The organism is Verrucomicrobiota bacterium, from assembly GCA_016200005.1.
GTDB lineage: Bacteria > Verrucomicrobiota > Verrucomicrobiia > Limisphaerales > PALSA-1396 > PALSA-1396.
This window is the reverse complement of sequence record JACQFP010000075.1, coordinates 24129-41851: the sequence shown is the minus strand read 5'-3', so window position 1 is coordinate 41851 and position 17723 is coordinate 24129. Positions and strand designations below refer to the sequence as shown.

Annotated in this window: 16 protein-coding genes and 1 pseudogene; 12 read left to right on the top strand and 5 right to left on the bottom strand. The window is 57.9% G+C overall.

What is annotated here, in order from left to right:
• Positions 1-332: 332 nt before the first annotated feature.
• Positions 333-1052 carry a hypothetical protein gene (locus tag HY298_24425; protein MBI3853405.1) on the bottom strand — a complete coding sequence of 240 codons (720 nt, stop codon included), beginning with the start codon at positions 1050-1052 and terminating at the stop codon, positions 333-335.
• 4 nt (positions 1053-1056) lie between these two features.
• Positions 1057-1665: a hypothetical protein gene (locus HY298_24420; GenBank protein ID MBI3853404.1), complete on the bottom strand. Its 609-nt coding sequence runs from the start codon at positions 1663-1665 to the stop codon at positions 1057-1059.
• A 227-nt stretch (positions 1666-1892) separates the two neighbouring features.
• Between HY298_24420 and HY298_24415 the strand changes: the two genes are divergently transcribed.
• From HY298_24415 to HY298_24405, 3 genes are all read left to right on the top strand, one after another.
• On the top strand, positions 1893-3092 hold the full coding sequence (locus HY298_24415; protein ID MBI3853403.1) for a PQQ-like beta-propeller repeat protein: 1200 nt from the start codon (positions 1893-1895) through the stop codon (positions 3090-3092).
• A gap of 266 nt (positions 3093-3358) precedes the next feature.
• Positions 3359-3517, top strand: a complete 159-nt coding sequence (locus tag HY298_24410; GenBank protein ID MBI3853402.1) for a hypothetical protein — start codon at positions 3359-3361, stop codon at positions 3515-3517.
• A 61-nt stretch (positions 3518-3578) separates the two neighbouring features.
• Positions 3579-4913, top strand: a complete 1335-nt coding sequence (locus HY298_24405; protein ID MBI3853401.1) for a transglutaminase domain-containing protein — start codon at positions 3579-3581, stop codon at positions 4911-4913.
• Positions 4914-5041: 128 nt separating this feature from the next.
• On the opposite strand, the gene HY298_24400 is transcribed toward HY298_24405, so the two are convergent.
• Positions 5042-5533 carry a winged helix-turn-helix transcriptional regulator gene (locus HY298_24400; GenBank protein ID MBI3853400.1) on the bottom strand — a complete coding sequence of 164 codons (492 nt, stop codon included), beginning with the start codon at positions 5531-5533 and terminating at the stop codon, positions 5042-5044.
• 150 nt (positions 5534-5683) lie between these two features.
• Between HY298_24400 and HY298_24395 the strand changes: the two genes are divergently transcribed.
• From HY298_24395 to HY298_24360, 8 genes and pseudogenes are all read left to right on the top strand, one after another.
• Positions 5684-8014, top strand: coding sequence for a PQQ-binding-like beta-propeller repeat protein (locus HY298_24395; protein ID MBI3853399.1), 2331 nt, complete (start codon positions 5684-5686; stop codon positions 8012-8014).
• 16 nt (positions 8015-8030) lie between these two features.
• Positions 8031-8275, top strand: a pseudogene (locus HY298_24390) (DUF4160 domain-containing protein).
• Between the two features lie 2 nt (positions 8276-8277).
• The gene (locus tag HY298_24385; protein MBI3853398.1) at positions 8278-8571 is read left to right on the top strand and encodes a DUF2442 domain-containing protein; all 294 of its coding nucleotides are present in this window, start codon (positions 8278-8280) and stop codon (positions 8569-8571) included.
• Positions 8568-10322 carry a PQQ-binding-like beta-propeller repeat protein gene (locus HY298_24380; GenBank protein ID MBI3853397.1) on the top strand — a complete coding sequence of 585 codons (1755 nt, stop codon included), beginning with the start codon at positions 8568-8570 and terminating at the stop codon, positions 10320-10322. Before HY298_24385 ends, HY298_24380 begins: the two co-directional genes overlap by 4 nt.
• A 46-nt stretch (positions 10323-10368) precedes the next feature.
• Complete coding sequence (locus HY298_24375) at positions 10369-12042, top strand: MFS transporter (protein MBI3853396.1); 1674 nt, start codon at positions 10369-10371, stop codon at positions 12040-12042.
• Between the two features lie 33 nt (positions 12043-12075).
• Complete coding sequence (locus tag HY298_24370; GenBank protein ID MBI3853395.1) at positions 12076-12480, top strand: nucleotidyltransferase domain-containing protein; 405 nt, start codon at positions 12076-12078, stop codon at positions 12478-12480.
• Positions 12470-12862, top strand: coding sequence for a HEPN domain-containing protein (locus HY298_24365; GenBank protein ID MBI3853394.1), 393 nt, complete (start codon positions 12470-12472; stop codon positions 12860-12862). The genes HY298_24370 and HY298_24365 overlap by 11 nt, the downstream gene beginning before the upstream one ends.
• A 16-nt stretch (positions 12863-12878) precedes the next feature.
• On the top strand, positions 12879-13955 hold the full coding sequence (locus HY298_24360; protein ID MBI3853393.1) for a hypothetical protein: 1077 nt from the start codon (positions 12879-12881) through the stop codon (positions 13953-13955).
• Positions 13956-14039: 84 nt separating this feature from the next.
• Here the strand turns inward: HY298_24360 and HY298_24355 are convergent, their stop codons facing one another.
• Positions 14040-15347 carry an exo-alpha-sialidase gene (locus HY298_24355; protein ID MBI3853392.1) on the bottom strand — a complete coding sequence of 436 codons (1308 nt, stop codon included), beginning with the start codon at positions 15345-15347 and terminating at the stop codon, positions 14040-14042.
• Positions 15348-15476: 129 nt separating this feature from the next.
• Between HY298_24355 and HY298_24350 the strand changes: the two genes are divergently transcribed.
• Positions 15477-16121, top strand: coding sequence for a hypothetical protein (locus HY298_24350; protein ID MBI3853391.1), 645 nt, complete (start codon positions 15477-15479; stop codon positions 16119-16121).
• A gap of 261 nt (positions 16122-16382) precedes the next feature.
• On the opposite strand, the gene HY298_24345 is transcribed toward HY298_24350, so the two are convergent.
• Positions 16383-17714 (bottom strand): NAD(P)/FAD-dependent oxidoreductase, encoded by a 1332-nt coding sequence (locus tag HY298_24345; protein ID MBI3853390.1) that lies wholly within the window; start codon positions 17712-17714, stop codon positions 16383-16385.
• Positions 17715-17723: the final 9 nt, after the last annotated feature.

Here is a 17723-nt window from a genome sequence, read left to right as displayed (position 1 = left end):
GGGGAGAAAAACGGTCAAGAACCGCTTGCGAGAGTGCAGGGAAACGGTGTGGCGTTGAGTAACAATAATTTTGCTCAGGCGCAGAACGGCACCAGAAGGCTCCGCCACAGCAACCCAATTCTAAGTCCGACAAATTCCTAGCGGTGAGCAGATACTTGCTTATCAAACCACGCCATCAAAACTCCTGCCTGATATGAAGTGGCCATCTGTAGAAGTTGAAAAGCTTATTTTGGTATTTGACGAAGCCGCCTGTAGCGCAGGGGTGATTTTGGATAAACTCCGAACGTGAAAGAATACTCGGGGGAGCACGGTCCCCTTACGACACATCCAATTTATTTTCCAGCCGGTTCATTCGTTGCTGGTACTGTAATCGGCTCCGGCATTGAATTCGTGATTTCGTTTGTGAATTCACTTGGGTGTCTTGGAAAATCGATGCGCCCCTGTTTGAGCATGATCAGGAATAGTCCGCCGTAAAGGTCGCCCACCGATTTCACGTCGGTGACCACTTCGTTCGTCCAGCCGATGTCCCGCTCCTGGTTTTTGGCGGGGTGGCCCAGATCGGTGAAGCTCGCTTTACCGAGCGTCAGTTCCAAAGTGTCAATGCCGTCAAACTCGTATTTCGTTCGACCGATTCTGATCTTGTGTTGATGTTCGGCACGCGCTTCAACTCGTTCCAGCAACGCTGTCACATTGGTTTGGCCACTGGTGTTCTTGACCAAGTGCAGTTCGGCCAGGTTGAAGCGCAGGAGCAAGAGGTGCAGCCTGCGCAAGGCGAGCGCGTGGCGGTCGTACTCGACGTGAAACTCCGGAACGTCCAAAAAAACCGAACCGCCAAACTCCGCGGAATTGTAGAGCTTGAGATTCTTGATTGTGATGGTCGGAGAAAGCAGCCCGAAGTCAAACGCGCCGATCTTCACCTCCATCCCGGTTTCAGCGCGAATCCGGCGGACCGCGACCGGCTTGAGGATGTCGTTTTTGAAAATGATCAGCGCCATAAGCAGCGCCACCACGATGAGACCGGCTCGCTTCGCCCAACGGATAAAAACTTTCATCCGCTCAAAGTTGAATATCTTCCGGCTGGACATCGAGGCACTCGTCCTGGTCTTCCCACACCACGGCGGGATAATGTTCGACCAGCTTGGGCAGCAGCTCGCGCGCGGCAAACACCAGCAGACTCTCGGCCTCCTTGGCTGCCTGTTCAAATGCGCGATCGTAATTGCCCGCGCTTTTGCGCTGCCGGTCGTCCCAGTGCGCGACGGCATGAACCGGCGCATACTTGGACGCCCACGATTGCAATTCGGGCCGTAGCTCGGCGGGAATTTCCTCGAAGGGCACAAGCGTTGCGCTGCAATGCTCGCAGATCAGACCCGACTCCTGCACGTCGCGCGTGAGCAGGGGCAGCAGCGGCGCGCGGCAACATGACGATTCCGGATAGGCGGGCGGCAACGTGACCAGCCGTTTCAACCACACCTGCCGATCATGCGCCAGTTGCGCGCCGAGCCGATACGCGCCGAGCAACGGATGCGACAACCGCCACGCGCGCCCTTGCAATTGACTCAACGTCTGCGACAACCACCGGGCCAGCGTGAGGTCGTCGAAGTCGCGGAACACCAGGCCGTATTCCTTCCACAGTTGATCGAACGGCGCATCAGGATCGTTTGCCATTGTCGGCAGATTGAACTTCAAGAAATGATTTGTCGAGAAGCGACATGGTGGGAGCGCGGCTGTGTCGTCCTCGGCCAGCCGCAGCACGTCGAAATGCCCGGCGGCATCAGGTCCATTCCTACGGCCACTCGTTGCGAAGTTGCTGCGGCTGGTCTTCGACACAGCCGCGCTCCTATAAGGTTAGTCCGCACGGTTGACAGCCTTTGCTGACTGGTTAACTTGGCGACATGAAAACTCACTCGCTGCTTGTGTTGCCCGTGTTGTTCGCGCTCTCGACATTCGCAGCCGAAGCGCTGGACTGGTATCGCTGGCGCGGGCCGGACCTCGACGGCATTTCCAAGGAAAGCGGCTGGCAGACGACGTGGCCGAAGGAAGGGCCGAAGCAACTTTGGAAAGCCGCCGTCGGCATCGGCTTTTCATCGATGTCGGTCAGCAATGGTCGCGTCTATACGATGGGCAATGAGAAGGACACGGAAACGGTTTTTTGTTTTGACGCCAACACTGGCGAACTCCGCTGGAAACATTCTTATCCCTGCCCGATTGATCCGCACGTTTATGAAGGCGGACCGAACGCCACGCCCACGGTGGACGGCAAGCAGGTTTATACGTTCAGCCGCAAAGGTCATTTGTTCGCCTTCGACGCCGAGACCGGCAACGTAATCTGGTCGAAAAACGTTCACGACGAGCTGGGCCTGAAAATTCCGGAGTGGGGACTTTCGAGTTCGGTGCTGGTGGAAGGGGATTTGTTGATCATCAATGCCGGCGTCGCCGGTTCCGCGGTGAACAAGACGACCGGCAAAGTTGTTTGGACCTCCGGCAAAGAATCCGCCGGGTACTCGACGCCCGTGCCGGTCAATCAAGGCTCGCAACTAGCGGTGGCTTTGTTCTCCACGACGGAGCTCGAAGCTGTGTCGGTGGCGGATGGCAAACTGCTGTGGACGTTTCCGTGGAAAACCAAATACGGTGTCAATGCCGCCGACCCAATTATCAACGGCGACAACATTTTTATTTCCTCCGGTTACAATGAAGGCTGCGCCCTGTTGAAGGTGAGCGGCAACAAGCCGTCCGTGGTCTGGCAAAACAAAAACATGCGCAACCATTTCAACAGTTCTGTTTTGATCGCGGGCAACATCTACGGCTTCGATGAAGCGGACCTGAAATGTCTGGATGGATCGAACGGCGCCGTCAAATGGACCGAAGGCGGTTTGGGCAAAGGCTCGTTGATGGCGGCGGATGGCAAACTGATTGTGCTGAGCGAAAAGGGAATGTTGGTGGTGGCCGCAGCGTCGCCCGCTGGTTTCAAACCGATTTCCCGAGCACAAGTGCTCGGCGGCAAGTGCTGGACGACGCCCGTCCTTTCGAATGGGAAAATTTATTGCCGCAACGCCAGGGGCGATTTGGTTTGTGTGGATGTGAGTGGGAAATAAGCAGCGTGGTTTATCGAATCTTGAACTGGCTGAAGGTGTGATTTTAGGGCCACTCTTTTCTTCACAGCCGATTCTTTTGTTGCCGACGTCGAAAGCGCGAATGGCGTCTGCAAGGGTTTGGCCAGCCGATTCTGCAGTCGTACCTGCGGAAAAGCTGCGCTTCGATTCGGGGAGCCGGAGAGTTTTTTTGTGGAATGTTCGACTGGCGTGAGGCATTTAATCTGTCGGAAAGCGTAAACCATGTAGAGATTGGAATTGCTGAAACTATGAAAAATCAAACCCTCCAGAAATGGTCGTGGCTGCTGGTATTGTGTTTTATTTCAACGCTGGCGCTCTCCGCGTGCAAGCACACGGAGGAACATCCCAGCAAGGAGCATCCGAAAGCGGAGCATCCGGGGACCAACGCGCCTTCCTCCAAGCCCTAACCACTGAACCAGACGGGGCGACGCATCGTTCGACGATTCGTCACGCCGGGGAGCTCCAACAATGTCTGCACGACACGCTTCTGTTTTTGCGTGGTTGGTGAGCCTTGCTGCGCTGATGCCGTTTTGCACGGCCTTGGCGGCGCAGAAGACCACCAAGCCCGCCGTCACGATTGACGACATCGCGGCCGGGATCGAGAAACACATCGCCGAGCAATCAAAGGCGAGCGGTGGCTACTTCAAACTTCAACACAATAAAAAGGAGCTAAACCTCCAAATCGTGCGCGTCCATCTCGAGTATTTGTCCGATCTCGGCGACGGCGTCAGCTTCGCGTGCGTGGACCTCGTCGGGACTGACGGACCCGTTTACGACGTGGACTTCTTCCTGAAAGGTCCGCCCGGCGCGATGACGGTCACGGAAACCAGCGTCCACAAAATCAATGGGCAACCGCTTTACCTTTGGGAACAAAAGCGAAACGGCACCTGGCGCAAAGTCGCGGCCAAGAATGCGTCCCGGCGTCTGCTGGGCGTCATCAACGGCACCGATGAGTTTGAGTTCGTTTACCGGGTGAAATTGCCGGCGATCACCAACGCTGCGCGGCTCTGGCTGCCATTGGCCACGTCGGACACGTTTCAGCGCGTCGAAGTCAAAAACATCACCGCGCCCGAACAGTGGCGCGAGCTGGATGAGCGCAAATACGGGAACAAGGTTCTTTTTCTGAACGCCGGCCCGGCGGACAGCGGCAAGACCATCGAAGTCCGGTACCACGTCAAACGCTTCGAGAAATCGGAATATGCGGTTCGGGAGCCAATGACGCAAAAATATCTGAACCCCGAGCGTCTCGTGCCGACCAATGAAACCTTCCGCAGCATCGCGCAGCAAGTCACGCGCGGCAAAACCGCCGATCTGGCTCGCGCCCGTGCGCTGTACGACCACGTGATCGAAAAACTGCGCTACGCCAAATATGGTCCTGGCTGGGGCCGCGGTGACGCCGTGTACGCCTGTGACGCGCGCACCGGCAATTGCTCGGACTTCCACGCCTACTTCATCGCGCTGGCGCGCGAGGTTGGCATCCCGGCCCGATTTGCCATTGGCGCTGCCATTCCCTCGGAGCGGAATGACGGCGGGATTGATGGTTACCACTGTTGGGCGGAATTTTTCGCCGACGGCAAGTGGGTGCCCGTGGACATCAGCGAGGCCGATAAGAATTCGAGCCTGGCGGATTATTACTTTGGTCATCATCCGGCGAATCGGTTCGAGTTGAGCAAAGGCCGCGACCTGATCGTCGATCCGCAACCCGCTTCCGGACCGATCAACTTCCTCGCGTATCCTGTGATGGAAATGGACGGCAAAACGATCAAAGTCCAGACGGAGTTTCTATTCCAGCGGCACGGATGAACATCCTTACCCGATCCAGACTGATGGGAGTCAGCAGGGCGGCGACGCCTGGAATCGCACCCGGTTGATCCCGTTGGTGAAGAAATGGTTTGGCGGTTGGTTGCGTTGGACGCGGCAAAGCAACCCCCTCAGCGGGTTCGCTTGGAAGATTTTCCCGCCACGGCGCGACATGCGTCAGCCACCATCGTTAAATGCTCCAGGAATTCCTCTCGTCGATCTTCTGGCAGCCTGGTCAGAATCTCCGTCTGCAGCGCCAGTGCAACTTCACGCGCCGCTTCGTATTTGCGTTTGCCGGACGGTTTGAGGTGGATGCGATGGGCCCGCCGGTCTTTTTCGTGGAGGTGGCGCTCGACCAACCCGGCCTTCTCCATTCGTTCGAGCAGCGAGGCGACGGTGTTTGGATCGCTCGTCATGAGTTGGGTCAGTTCCCGCTGGGTCACGCCTTCATTTTCCAGCAAGGTGCGCATGACGGTGAACTGATCGGGGGTCACCCCAATGTGCGCGATGCGGCGTCGGAACGCCTGGTTCAAGCCATACCAGGCGCGGCGGAGCAGGAGCGGCAGCCGCCGGCGATCGGGCGAATCAATGGGCGACGCAGAAGCTCGGTTGGTTGACGGCATGATTAAATTTGAACGTTGTCAGCATTTTATACGTATAAGTATTATTGTCATTGCAAACTTTTCAGACCTGCAGAATAGTGTCAGCCGTCTGGGGAGAAAACCAGCAGCGCGCGTTGAGCGTGGCTGCTGTTTACGAACCGGAGTGCAACCATGAAACTTTCAACTGTCTTAAGCGCGCTGGGTCTTTTCCTCGCTGGCGGACCTGCCATTCCTTCCCAAACTTCAGCCGCACCGGTGCAGGGCTGGCTCAGTTGGCGCGGGCCCAATCAAAACGGCACCTCGAACGAAAAAAATCTGCCGGATACAATCGACGTCGGGAAACCACTCTGGATCGCCGACCTGCCCGGTCAGTCCGCGCCGGTGATCGCGAACGGCCGGCTGTACATCATGGGCTATGTGGGCGACGGCCCGGATTTGCAGGAGGTGCTCGCGTGCTTCGACGCTGAAACCGGCAAGAAACTGTGGCAGCAGGGCTACAGCGATTTTTTGAGCGACATCATTTATCACCGTTACGCAACCTCGAGTCCGACGATCGATCCTGAAACCGGCAATGTTTACATGCAAGGAACGCAAGGAATTCTCGCTGGTTTCACGCCCGACGGCAAAAAAATATGGGACATGTCGATGATGGAGCTTTACGGCCGGTTGACATTTCCGAATGGTCGCACGGCGTCCCCGTTGATTGATAAAGACCTGCTCATCACACGCGGTATCACGGCGAACTGGGGCGCGCAGGGACCGGGCGGTGACCGCTTTTACGCCTTCGACAAAAAGACTGGTGAACTGGTCTGGGCGTCGTCGCCAGGTGATCGTCCACATGACAATTCGTTTTCGCTGCCAGTGCTCGGCTGGCTCGAAGGCCGGCGCGTGTTTTACACTTCCACTGGCGACGGCAGCATCGTGTGCGTGAACGCGCGCACGGGCGATCCCATCTGGCGCATCCCGCTTTTCAAAGCCGGCATCAATTCCTCGGTGCTCGTCCATCACAACGACAAGATCATCGCCATTTACGGCACGCCGTACGAACCAGGCCAGATGGTCGCCATGAAAATTCCCCATGTCTTCCCCACGAATACCGTCGCCGGGCCGGTCGTTGTGGAGCGTTCGCAGGTGGAACTTTGGAATAACGAACTGCGCACTTCCACCAGTTCGCCGATTCTCGTTGGCGACCGCGTTTATCTCACGAGCGAAGTCGGCAACCTCGCCTGCATCGACGCGAACAGCGGAAGGATTCTTTGGAAACTCAAGCTCGGCATCGAGCAGCGCAACGCGTGTCCGATTTACGCCGATGGCAAATTGTATGTGCCGGTCTTGAACGAACCCGGTCAGAACGAACAAGCCAGCGAGGAAACCGCCGGCGGCAGAGGCGCGTTTTACATCGTCAAACCCCGCGACACGGACGGCCAGATTCTTTCTCATGTGGCGCTGGAGGGGCGCTGCTTCGGGGTTCCCACGCTCTATAACGGCAAAATCTACGTCCAGACGAGCAAGAAACTGTATTGCTTCGGCAAGAAAGGAAATAATCCCGGTCTGCCGCGCGAGATGGCCGACGAGAAATGGCCGGCACCTGGTCCGGCCAAACAACTGCAAGTGATTCCGTCGGAAGTCTTGTTGAAGCCCGGACAGGTCGCGTCGTTTCGCGTGCGCAAACTCGACGCCAACGGACTGACGGTTGAGGAAGTCAAGGACGTGAAATCCGTGAAATGGGCGCACTATGTTCCGCCCACGGCCAAGGTGCGCGCTTCTTTGGCGGGGGAGTTCAATGCGGAGGGCAATTTCGTCGCCGCTTCCGACGTGAAGGCGTCGGCCGGCGCTTTCGAGGCGTCGCTGGACGGTTTGAAGGGTTACATTCGCGGTCGGGTTTTGCCGGGGGTGCCGATCAAGCAGGACTTTGAATCGTTTCAATTGAGCGAAGTGACTTCCAACAACATCGAGCCGGCGACGCATTTCGCGTATCCGCCGTTGCCGTGGATCGGCGCGCGCTTCAAGTTCGATGTGCGTGAGAAGGACGGCAACAAGTGTCTGGTCAAGACCATCGACAACCGTTTTTTTCAGCGCGCCACGGTTTTCATGGGCGATCCGGCCTTGCAGAATTACACGATTGAGGCCGACGTGATGAGTGAAGGGAACAAACGCAAGATGTCGGATGTCGGCGTGATCAATCAGCGCTACAAAATTGTGCTCAAGGGCAACGAGAAAAAACTGGAGATCAGTTCCAACGACGAGTTGTTCCGGTTCAGCACGCCGTTCGATTGGTCGCCCAACGTCTGGTATCACTTGAAGACGCGGGTGGACGCGGTCGCCGACGGTTCCGGTGTGGTGCGTGCGAAGGCGTGGAAAAAAGGCGAGCCTGAACCTGACAAATGGACATTCGAAGCGCCGCACAAACACGCGCATCAAAGCGGCTGCCCCGGATTGTTCGGCTTCTCGCCGCAAGACATGCGCGTTTATATTGACAATGTGGAGGTGACGGCGAATTGAAACAACCACCGCGACCATGCCAGCAATTCTGTTCATCAACGGCTGGCGGTTTCACTTTTACTCGAACGAGCGCGGTGAGCCGATGCACATTCACGCTGAGAAGGCAGAAGCAGAATGCAAATATTGGATCGAGCCGGAGGCGTTTAACATTCGGGAGGCGTTTGCCTACAACATGACGCCAAGGTATGTCGGCAAGTTCGGCAGATCATTTTTGAAAACTTTGACTATATTGTGAGCGAGTGGCAAAGAATTCATGGATAACCATGAACACGAAATTTCACAACGTCGAAAGCGTCGGGTTTGACGGCGGCAGTCTGGTGTTGCGCGTGGACGGTAAAGTATTTCGGGTTGCCGTGGCAGCAGTTTCCGAGCGACTGACTCATGCAAACGAGGCGGCCAGGCGCAATTATCGGATCTCGCCTTCTGGCTATGGCATTCACTGGCTGGAACTGGATGAAGACTTGTCGGTGGACGGGTTGATCCGTGTGGCCAGCGGCTTGCCGGCTAGACCAGAAACGCAGAAGGTATACGTGATGAAAGACGAACCAAAGAAATGAAAATCAAAATTCCAGATTCCAACTCCAATGAAACGCCTGAGCGCATCCAGGCTCCAACCTGTCATGCGGGACAATCATCAAGAATCAGGCATGGCCATTGGCGCCTGGCGCTTGGTGCTTCTCTGATACTTGGTGCCTGGAGTTTGGAACTTTCCGCCTCCGCCGCCGATTGGCCGCGATGGGGCGGCAATGATCCGGGGCGCAACATGTATTCGCCCGCAAAAGGTCTGCCCGATCGCTTCGACCCCGGCAAACCCAAGGCCGGCACCGAGGAGATTGACATGAGTACCACCAAGAACGTCAAGTGGGTGGCCAAACTCGGTTCGCAAGCCTACGGCAATGTCGTCGTCGCTGGCGGCAAGGTCTTCATCGGCACCAACAACGAGAACCCGCGCGACCCGCAACACCAGGGGGATCGCAGCATCTTGCTTTGTTTCGACGAAAAGACTGGTGATTTTCTCTGGCAACTGGTCGTGCCCAAACTCGCCTCGGGCAAAGTCAACGACTGGGAAGGTTTGGGGTTGCTGTCTTCACCGTGCGTCGAGGGCAATCGCGTTTATCTTGTGACGAGCCGGTGCGAAGTCATCTGCCTCGACACCGAAGGCATGGCCAACGGCAACGACGGCCCGTTCCAGGACGAAGCGCAATATGTCGTCGGTCCCGGCAAACCGAAGGCGAAGATCGGCCCGAAAGACGCCGACATCATCTGGGTCTATGACATGATGGACGACCTCGGGGTTTTCCCACACAACGCGTCGAACTGCTCCTTGCTGATTGTGGACGACCTGGTTTATGCCTGCACCTCCAACGGTCAGGATTGGTCGCACGTGAACATTCCGTCGCCCAATTCGCCGAGTTTCATCGCGCTCAACAAAAAAACCGGGAAACTTGCGGCGGAAGACAACGCTGGAATAGGCCCGCGGATTTTCCACGGCCAATGGGGTTCGCCTTCAACCGGCAAAGTCAACGGCAAGCAGCTTGTCTTATTCGGCGGCGGTGACGGCGTTTGCTATGCGTTCGACGCGCAACCGCAAAAGGGCACGGGCGCGCCCATAGTGCCGGTATTGGCGGGGCCGGAATACAAACGCGATGAAGACAAGGACGCGGAGTATCTCAAGAAAGTATGGTGGTTCGACTGCAATCCGCCCGACCGGAAAACATTCAAATATCCTGCTGCCGAAGGCGTGAGCGAGATCAATGCGACGCCGGTCTTTTACAAAAACCGGGTCTATGTCGCCGTCGGCCAGGACCCCGAACACGGTGAAGGCGTGGGCATTCTGACCTGCATCGACGCCACCAAGACCGGCGATGTCACCAAGACGGCCCGGCTCTGGAGTTACGACAAAATTCATCGCAGCATCTCGACCGTTTCGATCGATCCGGACACGGGCCTGCTGTTCGTCGGCGATTTCTCCGGCTTCGTCCATTGCCTCGATGCCGAGACCGGCAAGGTCTATTGGGTGCATGACATGAAGGCGCACATGTGGGGTTCGACGATGGTCGCGGATGGCAAAGTGTATTGCGGCGATGAAGACGGTGACTTTGTGGTGATGGCTGCCAGCAAGGAAAAGAAAGTTCTGAGTGAAGTGAATTTAGGGTCGCCGGTTTATTCCACGCCGGTTGTGGCGAACGGCGTCGTCTATGTTGCTTCGAACGATCATCTTTACGCGTTCTACGATGCCGCGCGCGCGGCCGCCGGCAAAGACGAAGTGCCCAAGGTCGATTTGAAGAAACCGGACGATAGGAAATAACCGGTTTGGACTGACAAGCAAACCAGTTGATCAAAGCCGACTGAATATGTCCTCCGAGTCCAGTTCACGCTTTACGCTGACGCAGTGGTTGATCATCGCCATTGCCGCCATCGGCTTTCTGTTCGACACCTACGAACTGCTGATGACGCCGTTGGTGGGCGTGCCGGCCATCGCCGAATTGCTGCAAGTGCCCGCCAATAATCCGCTCGTCACGAGATGGATGGGCAACATGCTCTGGCTATCCGCGCTGTGCGGCGGGGTATTCGGCCTCCTCGGCGGTTGGCTCATTGACCGCTTCGGGCGCAAGCGGATCATGGCGGCGAGCATTTTTGTTTACTCGCTCTCGCCGGTGGCGGCGGCGCTCAGCACGAGCCTGGGTTGGTTCGTATTCTTCCGCTGCACCACGTTCATTGGCGTGTGCGTCGAATTCGTCGCGGCGATTACGTGGCTGGCAGAATTGTTTCCCGATAAACGACGCAAAGAAATCGTCATCGGCAGCACGCAGGCGTTCGCGTCGGTCGGCGGACTATTGGTGACGGGCATCAACGTCTGGGTGGTTTCGCACGCGAATACATTGCCCGCGCTGCCGCTGCCGGACGTATTTAACACGCACGCGGCGTGGCGCTACACTTTGTTCACGGGATTGATACCGGCGCTGCTGATTGCATTCCTCCTGCCGTTCGTACCCGAATCGCAAATCTGGCGCGAACGACGCCGGGCCGGCACGCTCAAACGTCCGAGCTTCGCCGAATTGTTCGCACCGGAACTTCGCCGCGTAACGCTGGTGACCGCGCTGCTTTCCGCGTGCGCGTATGCGGCAGCCTTCGGCGCGCTGCAACTCACGCCGTTACGCATTGCCCCCGGACTGCCGGAACTTGCCGAGCAACGCAACGCGCTGCGACCGCTCCAGGTCGGGGCCATCCAACTCAACACGAACCTTCTCGCAGTCATGCCGGCGTTCCTGCAGGCGGAGAAAAACGTGCCCGGACTTGCTGAACTCGCGGCGCAACGGGCGAAAACACGCATTGCCCAGCGCGCTGCGCGCAAGGCTGACAACAAGGAATTGCTCGCAACGCTTGGAACGCGCTTCAATCAATTGGAGACGAATCTTGTCCAGTTGACGGAGTCCAGACCCGACGCAAGGAAGGCTGTCGTCGAGCGGGAGAAAATCTTGAAGCTGCTCGGTGACAACCGCGATTTACAGGAGCCCTTCGACACCGCCATCAAAACGCGTGGCAACACCATTCAGCTTTTCCAGGAGACCGGCGGACTGGTCGGGCGAATTCTTCTGGCCGTGCTGTTGCTAGCGGCCATCACGCGACGGAATTTGCTGCGGCTCTTCCTCGTGCCCGGGCTGGCTTTGTTTCCGGTCACGTACTGGGTGCTCTACCACCAATCCGCTGCCGCGATGCAGTGGGGAATTTTCTTCTGCGGCCTGATGGTCGTGGCCCAGTTCAGCTACTTTGGCGAATACCTGCCGAAAGTCTTCCCGCTCCACCTGCGCGGCACGGGTGGTAGTTTCGCGACGAACGTCGGCGGGCGCATGGTCGGGACCTTCGCCGCGTTCGTCACAGCGAATTGGATCGCGCCCATGATTGGCGCGAAGAGCACGTTCGATTCCGTTGCCGTGGCCGCTGGCATCGTCGGCACGTCCGTTTTCATCATTGCGCTCGCGGCAACCTTCATTCTACCTGAGCCGAAAGAACAACTTGAGCCGTGAGCATCGCCGCGTGAAACTGGAATTGAAGATTCGATGAACCGCAAAGGCCGAAAACAAGCCAAACGACCCACAAACGGACAGGCACCCATCCGGCTGTGGCATCCAGAAGTGCCTGGCCCACTTTGGAACGGCACCCGGCGCGTGGGCCGCAATCAAATCGAACGCTATTGCCGCGTGGTGGCACGTGAGTTTCGTCCGAAGAAAATTATCCTGTTTGGTTCGTATGCGTATGGCAAACCAACACTGGATTCCGATGTGGACCTGGCGGTGGTCATGCCTTTCCGGGGACGCGACATCCAGATGATGGGAAAAATTCGCGGGCAGGTGGGAGCGCCATTTCCGATGGACCTGCTGGTTTGGAGTCCCGCTCGTGCGCGGAAGACGGATTACTTCACACGCGAAGTGCTGACGCGCGGCAAGGTGATGTATGAAGCCTGATACGGAGGAGTGGGTGGCCACCGCCGAGGAAGATTACACGATCGCCGGCCTGGCGTTGCGGAGTCGCACCCGGAAACCGACCGCCAACTCGATTGGATTTCATTGCCAGCAATGCGTCGAAAAATATCTCAAGGCGCGGATGGTTGAAGACGGAGCGCCCGTCATCAAGACCCACGACCTTCAAGTCCTGCTGAATCAATTATTAGTTCGCCATCCGCTTTGGGCCGCTTTCCACACGACGCTTGGCAACTTGACAAATTACGCTGTAAAGTTCCGTTACCCCGGACACGTCGCGACGCGGGCGGATGCGCGGGCAGCGCTGAAAGCGTGCCGCTCCATTCGCGCCGAAGTCCGCCTGAGTCTTGGCCTGCCCAAAAAGTGAAATTTGAAATTGAATTATGCCCATCACTGAATCCGAAATCAAATCCGCTCAAACTCAACTCGACGCTCACTTGCGCGAAATCATCGCGTGGCATTTCTCGCCGGAAACCGGCTGCCCGTTCTGGCTCGATTGGGCGAAGAAAAATTTCGACCCGCGCAAGGAAGTGAATGCCTTCACCGATCTCATCGCGAAGTTCCCGCACTTTCAGGACGAGACCCTGCGCGACTTGCAGCCCGAAGTCTGGGTGCCGGCAAAGCTCAAGGGTCGCCCATTCAATATTTTTGAGACCGGCGGCACGACCGGCATGCCCAAGCAACGCATCGGCTGGGACGATTACAAAGTCGATTACAGTGAGTTCTCCGAAAAGATTTCCGACACACATTTCCCGCGCGGTCAGGCCTGGCTCATGGTCGGCCCAACCGGCCCGCGCCGATTGCGCCTCGCCATCGAGCACCTTGCCAACGTTCGCGGCAGCTCCTGTTACTTCATCGACCTCGACCCGCGTTGGGTGAAGAAGATCATCAGTGCCAAACAATTCGATCAGGCCAAAGCCTACATGGAACACGTCGTTGATCAGGCGGTGACGATTTTGAAACACCGTAAAATCAGCGGGCTTTTCACAACGCCCAAGTTGCTTGAAGCGCTCGCGGAAAAAATCGATCTTTGGGAAGCGGGCATCCGCGGCGTCTTTTGCGGCGGCACGACCATGGCCCCGCAATACGTCCGCTTCATCGTCGAGGAGGTGCTGGAAGGTCGCATCGGATTTTATCCCACTTACGGCAACACATTGATGGGATTGGCCGCGAGCGTGCCATTGAAGCCGGAAGACAAATTCTCCATCACCTACTACGCTCCGCAACCGCGCGCCGTGCTCCGGGTCGTGAACCCGCAGCAAACCAGTCAGCTCGTCGGCTACGGCGAATGGGGCCGTGTGGAACTGACGACCATGACGAAGGAATTTTTCATGCCGCGCTTTCTCGAACGCGATGAAGCCATCCGCCGCGAACCGCGCGCGCCCTACCCCTGGGACGGCGTGGCCGAAGTCCGCCCCTTCGGCGCGATGGAGAAGAATATTGTGGAGGGGGTGTATTAAAGTGGCGCCGTACCGGGAATTGACGATTTGTTTTGGTCTGGCAATCCCTTCAGGTGAGTGGACGAGGATGGCGCCAGACAGATTTCAATTAAAGGTCAGCGTGTACTTGTAATTGTCGGCGCTGAAAATGTTGGTGGCATTTTCGCCATACAGCGTCAGGTAACATTCCAGTTTGTGAGACTCACGGTCCTCCAGCAATGAAAAGTTCGAGAATTGAATCGCGTCGCCTTGGCCGGGCTGGCGATCATCGATGGCGGTGACGGTGGCGCGTTTGAGGGCAGGAATTTTTTCGTCAACTTCAGCGATCACGAGCGGATAACGCGGCGAGTTGCCGTTGGGCGGCACGGCGGAGATGTTGCCGATCCAATACAGTTTCCCGGTCACACTGTGACGGATCATGCGGTGGTAGGAGGAAGGTGAGTAAAAGCGTGAGCCGTCGTCGTATTTCAACTCCTGCACTTTGCTCAAGGTCTTGCCGCCGTCGGAAGACGTGCTGAACCATTTGCGTCCCGGAGTTTGTGCCGTGTTCGAGCCACGCCAGATAACGAGGACGCGATGGTCGTTCAACTCCGCGACTTCCGGCTCCATTAAACCACGCGACGAAATCGTTGGCGCAATTTCAACCCGCTTGCCCGGCGTCCATTGGTAATCTTGTGCGCGGGCATTCCACTTGCCGATGAAGCACAACGAGCCCATCCGCCAGGCGCGTTTGTCGTTGGCCGGATCACCGGGAGCATTGGCGTGCGCGACGCAGAGAATGAGGGTGCCGTTGCTGAGCGGAAGGATGTGGCTGCCGAAGTATGCTTGATTGCGCTGGAGGAAATCCGGCCGAAGCGGGTCGGCAGGGTCGAAGTCCGCACCATCCTCATACCGCAGTTGTTTCGGCACACTCCAAGTCTTGCCGTGGTCGCGCGACAGCCGGTAGTAGGTAAAGCAGTTGTACCGTCCCTGCACCGCAATCTGCCGCAACCAAACCTCGACCAACACTCTTGCCTTCGAATCGTACAGCTTTGCGCCACCGCCTTCCCAGACCTCAACCTTGTTCGGATAACTGAGCGTGGGGGGTTGCGGTTCAAAGGCCGACCAGGTCCGTCCATTGTCCGTGGAAAAACGCCGCCTCGGCTCGCTCGGCACGTCGTCCCGAACCTCCAGCGCGTGGATTTCCATCCGCTCCAGCTTCGGCCCGACGTAACACACCGACACCAAGGCCGCCGCGCCCGGTTGGGGACGTTTTTTGTAGAGTTCCTTCGTGATTTGGACAATCGGCCGGTTGGTCCTCCAGGGCAGAACCTGGAAATTCTCCTCCGCAAAAGAGATTTGAGTCAGTGCCAAAAAGACCATCAACAACGCGGGTCGTTTCACTCCAAAGTTGCCCGGGGGGTTCGTGGTCACACGAGTTCTCTTACCTCGTTTGGCCGCCAAATGGCAACTCATTCAATCGTGACCAGATAAATACACTGTCCTGCGCGCGCTACGCTTGACAGGACGGGCGTGACGCATCAGCCTGGTGCCCGGTTCACCATGAAACGCGCGCCGCTTTTGAAATTCCTTTTCATCGGTGCGCTTTGTTCCCTCGGTGCCAACCTTGCGTTTGCCGATGATACGCCGGCCGCTCAAATTCCCCAACCGACCACAACCGATGTTGGCGTCGCGGACGTGCAGCGAGCCTATTTTCAGTTGCAACAGGAAATCCAGGCCACGCAACTTGCCCTCGAACGCAGCCAGCAGGACGCGCAGGCGGCGGTCCGGCGCGCGATTGAAGACATGACGGCGCGGTTCCAACTCCTGGAAGAATCCTTGAACACCCAGCGTGCCGGTGAATTGGCGGCCATGCAAAGAATGAATCATGTCGTACTGGTGGTGGCGGGCGCGTTCGTGGCGCTCGTATTCATCGCCCTGCTGTTCATTTCCTACTTCCAATGGCGGGTCGCCCATCGTCTCGCCGAATTGTCCTCTGTGCGTCCTAGCTTACTGACGATGGCGAGCAGCCGCGCCCTGTCGGACGGCGGACAGTCCGCGTCGAACCAGGCCGTCGAACAGGCGAACGCCCGTTTGCTCGGCGTAGTGGATCAACTCCAACGCCGCATCCTTGAATTCGAAAAAGCCGCGCGCGCGCCGTTGAAGGAGAATATCAGACCAACCCCGGCGCGTGTCGGCAAGGTCTGACGGCCCGTTACAGAAGTGCGCCAAGGTAACGACGCGGACGGGAGGTTTTGATTTGCCAGGGAATCCGCCTATCCACGTCGCCGGAGCGCGGACAGCCTTGTCCGCGCGTTTCTTTCACGGCTTCGCGAACTTGCGGACAAGGCTGTCCGCGCGGCGCAGCGACGCGAGCACGATGCCCGGCAACAAACCGTGGAGTTCTCCTTACGTCGGCGGCTGGCTCGCGGCCCGACATTTTTGAACGCGCGGCGCAGCCGCGCTTGATCAACAACTCCGCGCCATCGCTCGTCCGGCAATCCAGCCCGTCGTCCAGGCCGCCTGAAAGTTGAAGCCGCCTGTAAGGCCGTCAATATCCAGCACTTCGCCGGCGAAAAAAAGACCGGGACAGATGCGGCTCTCCATCGTCTTGAAATTCACCTCGCTCAACCGGACGCCGCCGCAGGTCACGAACTCATCCTTGTTCAGGCTTTTTCCGGTAACTGGGAATTCCGTGCGGCGCAATTGTTCAATGAGTTGGTGTTGCGCTGAACGTGAGAGTGCCGACCATCGCGTCCCGCGCGCCACTCCAGAGGCGAGAACCAGATGTTCCCAAAGCCGCGCGGGCAATGGTGCGATGGGTGAATTCACGATGAGGCGCGCCGGTTGCAAGCGCCGACGCGCCTGAAATTCCGCCGCGAGTTTCTCCGCGTTCAGGTGCGGCAACCAATTGACGTGAAGCGCGAAGCAATAATCCGTTTTGTGCAACGCGCGCGCGCCCCACGCCGACAAACGCAGAATCGCCGGCCCGCTCAACCCCCAATGCGTCACCAGCAGCGCGCCACGCTCGCATAATCCGGCGCCCGCAACGGAGGCTTCAACGGTTTCCACAGAAATTCCCGCCAATTCCCGCAACCACGGTGTGGCAATGTGGAACGTGAACAGCGACGGCACGGGCGGTTCGAGTGTATGCCCCAGCGCGACCGCCAATTGACCCAGCGCCGGCGTCCGGCATCCGCCAATCGCCAGAAGCAGCCGGTCGCAAGTAATGGGAGCGCCGGTCTCCCCCTCCGCGCGTTGGAGTTCACGCCTCACCGTGTCAGCCGAACAAGCTGAAGCTTGAACGCCAACCTCATCCCGCTGGAGCAGAGAGCCGCGCTCGGTTGCCAGCGCCACCTCAAACCCACGTCCCGCGCGCGCGACACGCTCGACGCCACAATTCGTCATCAGCTTCACGCCCGCCCTGCGCGCTGCGTTGACCAGGCAATCAATGATGGTCTGCGACGAATCCGTCGTGGGAAACATCCGCCCATCGCTCTCGGCCTTGAGCTTCACACCGCGCGCCGCGAACCACGCCACCGTGTCGCGCGCCTGAAATTGTTTGAATGGCGCGATCAATGCGCGCTCACCGCGCGGAAAGCGCGTGGCAAATTCGCGTTCGTTAAAGCAGGCGTGCGTGACGTTGCACCGGCCACCGCCGGAGATTTTGACCTTGGAAAGAAACTGGGAAGTCTTTTCGAGGATGACAATTTCATCCGTGCAACCGGAATCGACGCACGCCAGCGCGGCAAAAAATCCCGCCGCTCCACCGCCCACGATGACCATGCGCCGTGAATTCATCCACATCCC

Coding starts and splice junctions, on each gene's coding strand:
- HY298_24395 (MBI3853399.1), top strand. CDS start 5,684: ATGAAACTTTCAACTGTCTTAAGCGCGCTGGGTCTTTTCCTCGCTGGC.
- HY298_24400 (MBI3853400.1), bottom strand. CDS start 5,533: ATGCCGTCAACCAACCGAGCTTCTGCGTCGCCCATTGATTCGCCCGAT.
- HY298_24350 (MBI3853391.1), top strand. CDS start 15,477: ATGAAACGCGCGCCGCTTTTGAAATTCCTTTTCATCGGTGCGCTTTGT.
- HY298_24410 (MBI3853402.1), top strand. CDS start 3,359: ATGAAAAATCAAACCCTCCAGAAATGGTCGTGGCTGCTGGTATTGTGT.
- HY298_24370 (MBI3853395.1), top strand. CDS start 12,076: ATGAACCGCAAAGGCCGAAAACAAGCCAAACGACCCACAAACGGACAG.
- HY298_24380 (MBI3853397.1), top strand. CDS start 8,568: ATGAAAATCAAAATTCCAGATTCCAACTCCAATGAAACGCCTGAGCGC.
- HY298_24405 (MBI3853401.1), top strand. CDS start 3,579: ATGTCTGCACGACACGCTTCTGTTTTTGCGTGGTTGGTGAGCCTTGCT.
- HY298_24345 (MBI3853390.1), bottom strand. CDS start 17,714: ATGAATTCACGGCGCATGGTCATCGTGGGCGGTGGAGCGGCGGGATTT.
- HY298_24415 (MBI3853403.1), top strand. CDS start 1,893: ATGAAAACTCACTCGCTGCTTGTGTTGCCCGTGTTGTTCGCGCTCTCG.
- HY298_24420 (MBI3853404.1), bottom strand. CDS start 1,665: ATGGCAAACGATCCTGATGCGCCGTTCGATCAACTGTGGAAGGAATAC.
- HY298_24385 (MBI3853398.1), top strand. CDS start 8,278: ATGAACACGAAATTTCACAACGTCGAAAGCGTCGGGTTTGACGGCGGC.
- HY298_24365 (MBI3853394.1), top strand. CDS start 12,470: ATGAAGCCTGATACGGAGGAGTGGGTGGCCACCGCCGAGGAAGATTAC.
- HY298_24375 (MBI3853396.1), top strand. CDS start 10,369: ATGTCCTCCGAGTCCAGTTCACGCTTTACGCTGACGCAGTGGTTGATC.
- HY298_24425 (MBI3853405.1), bottom strand. CDS start 1,052: ATGAAAGTTTTTATCCGTTGGGCGAAGCGAGCCGGTCTCATCGTGGTG.
- HY298_24360 (MBI3853393.1), top strand. CDS start 12,879: ATGCCCATCACTGAATCCGAAATCAAATCCGCTCAAACTCAACTCGAC.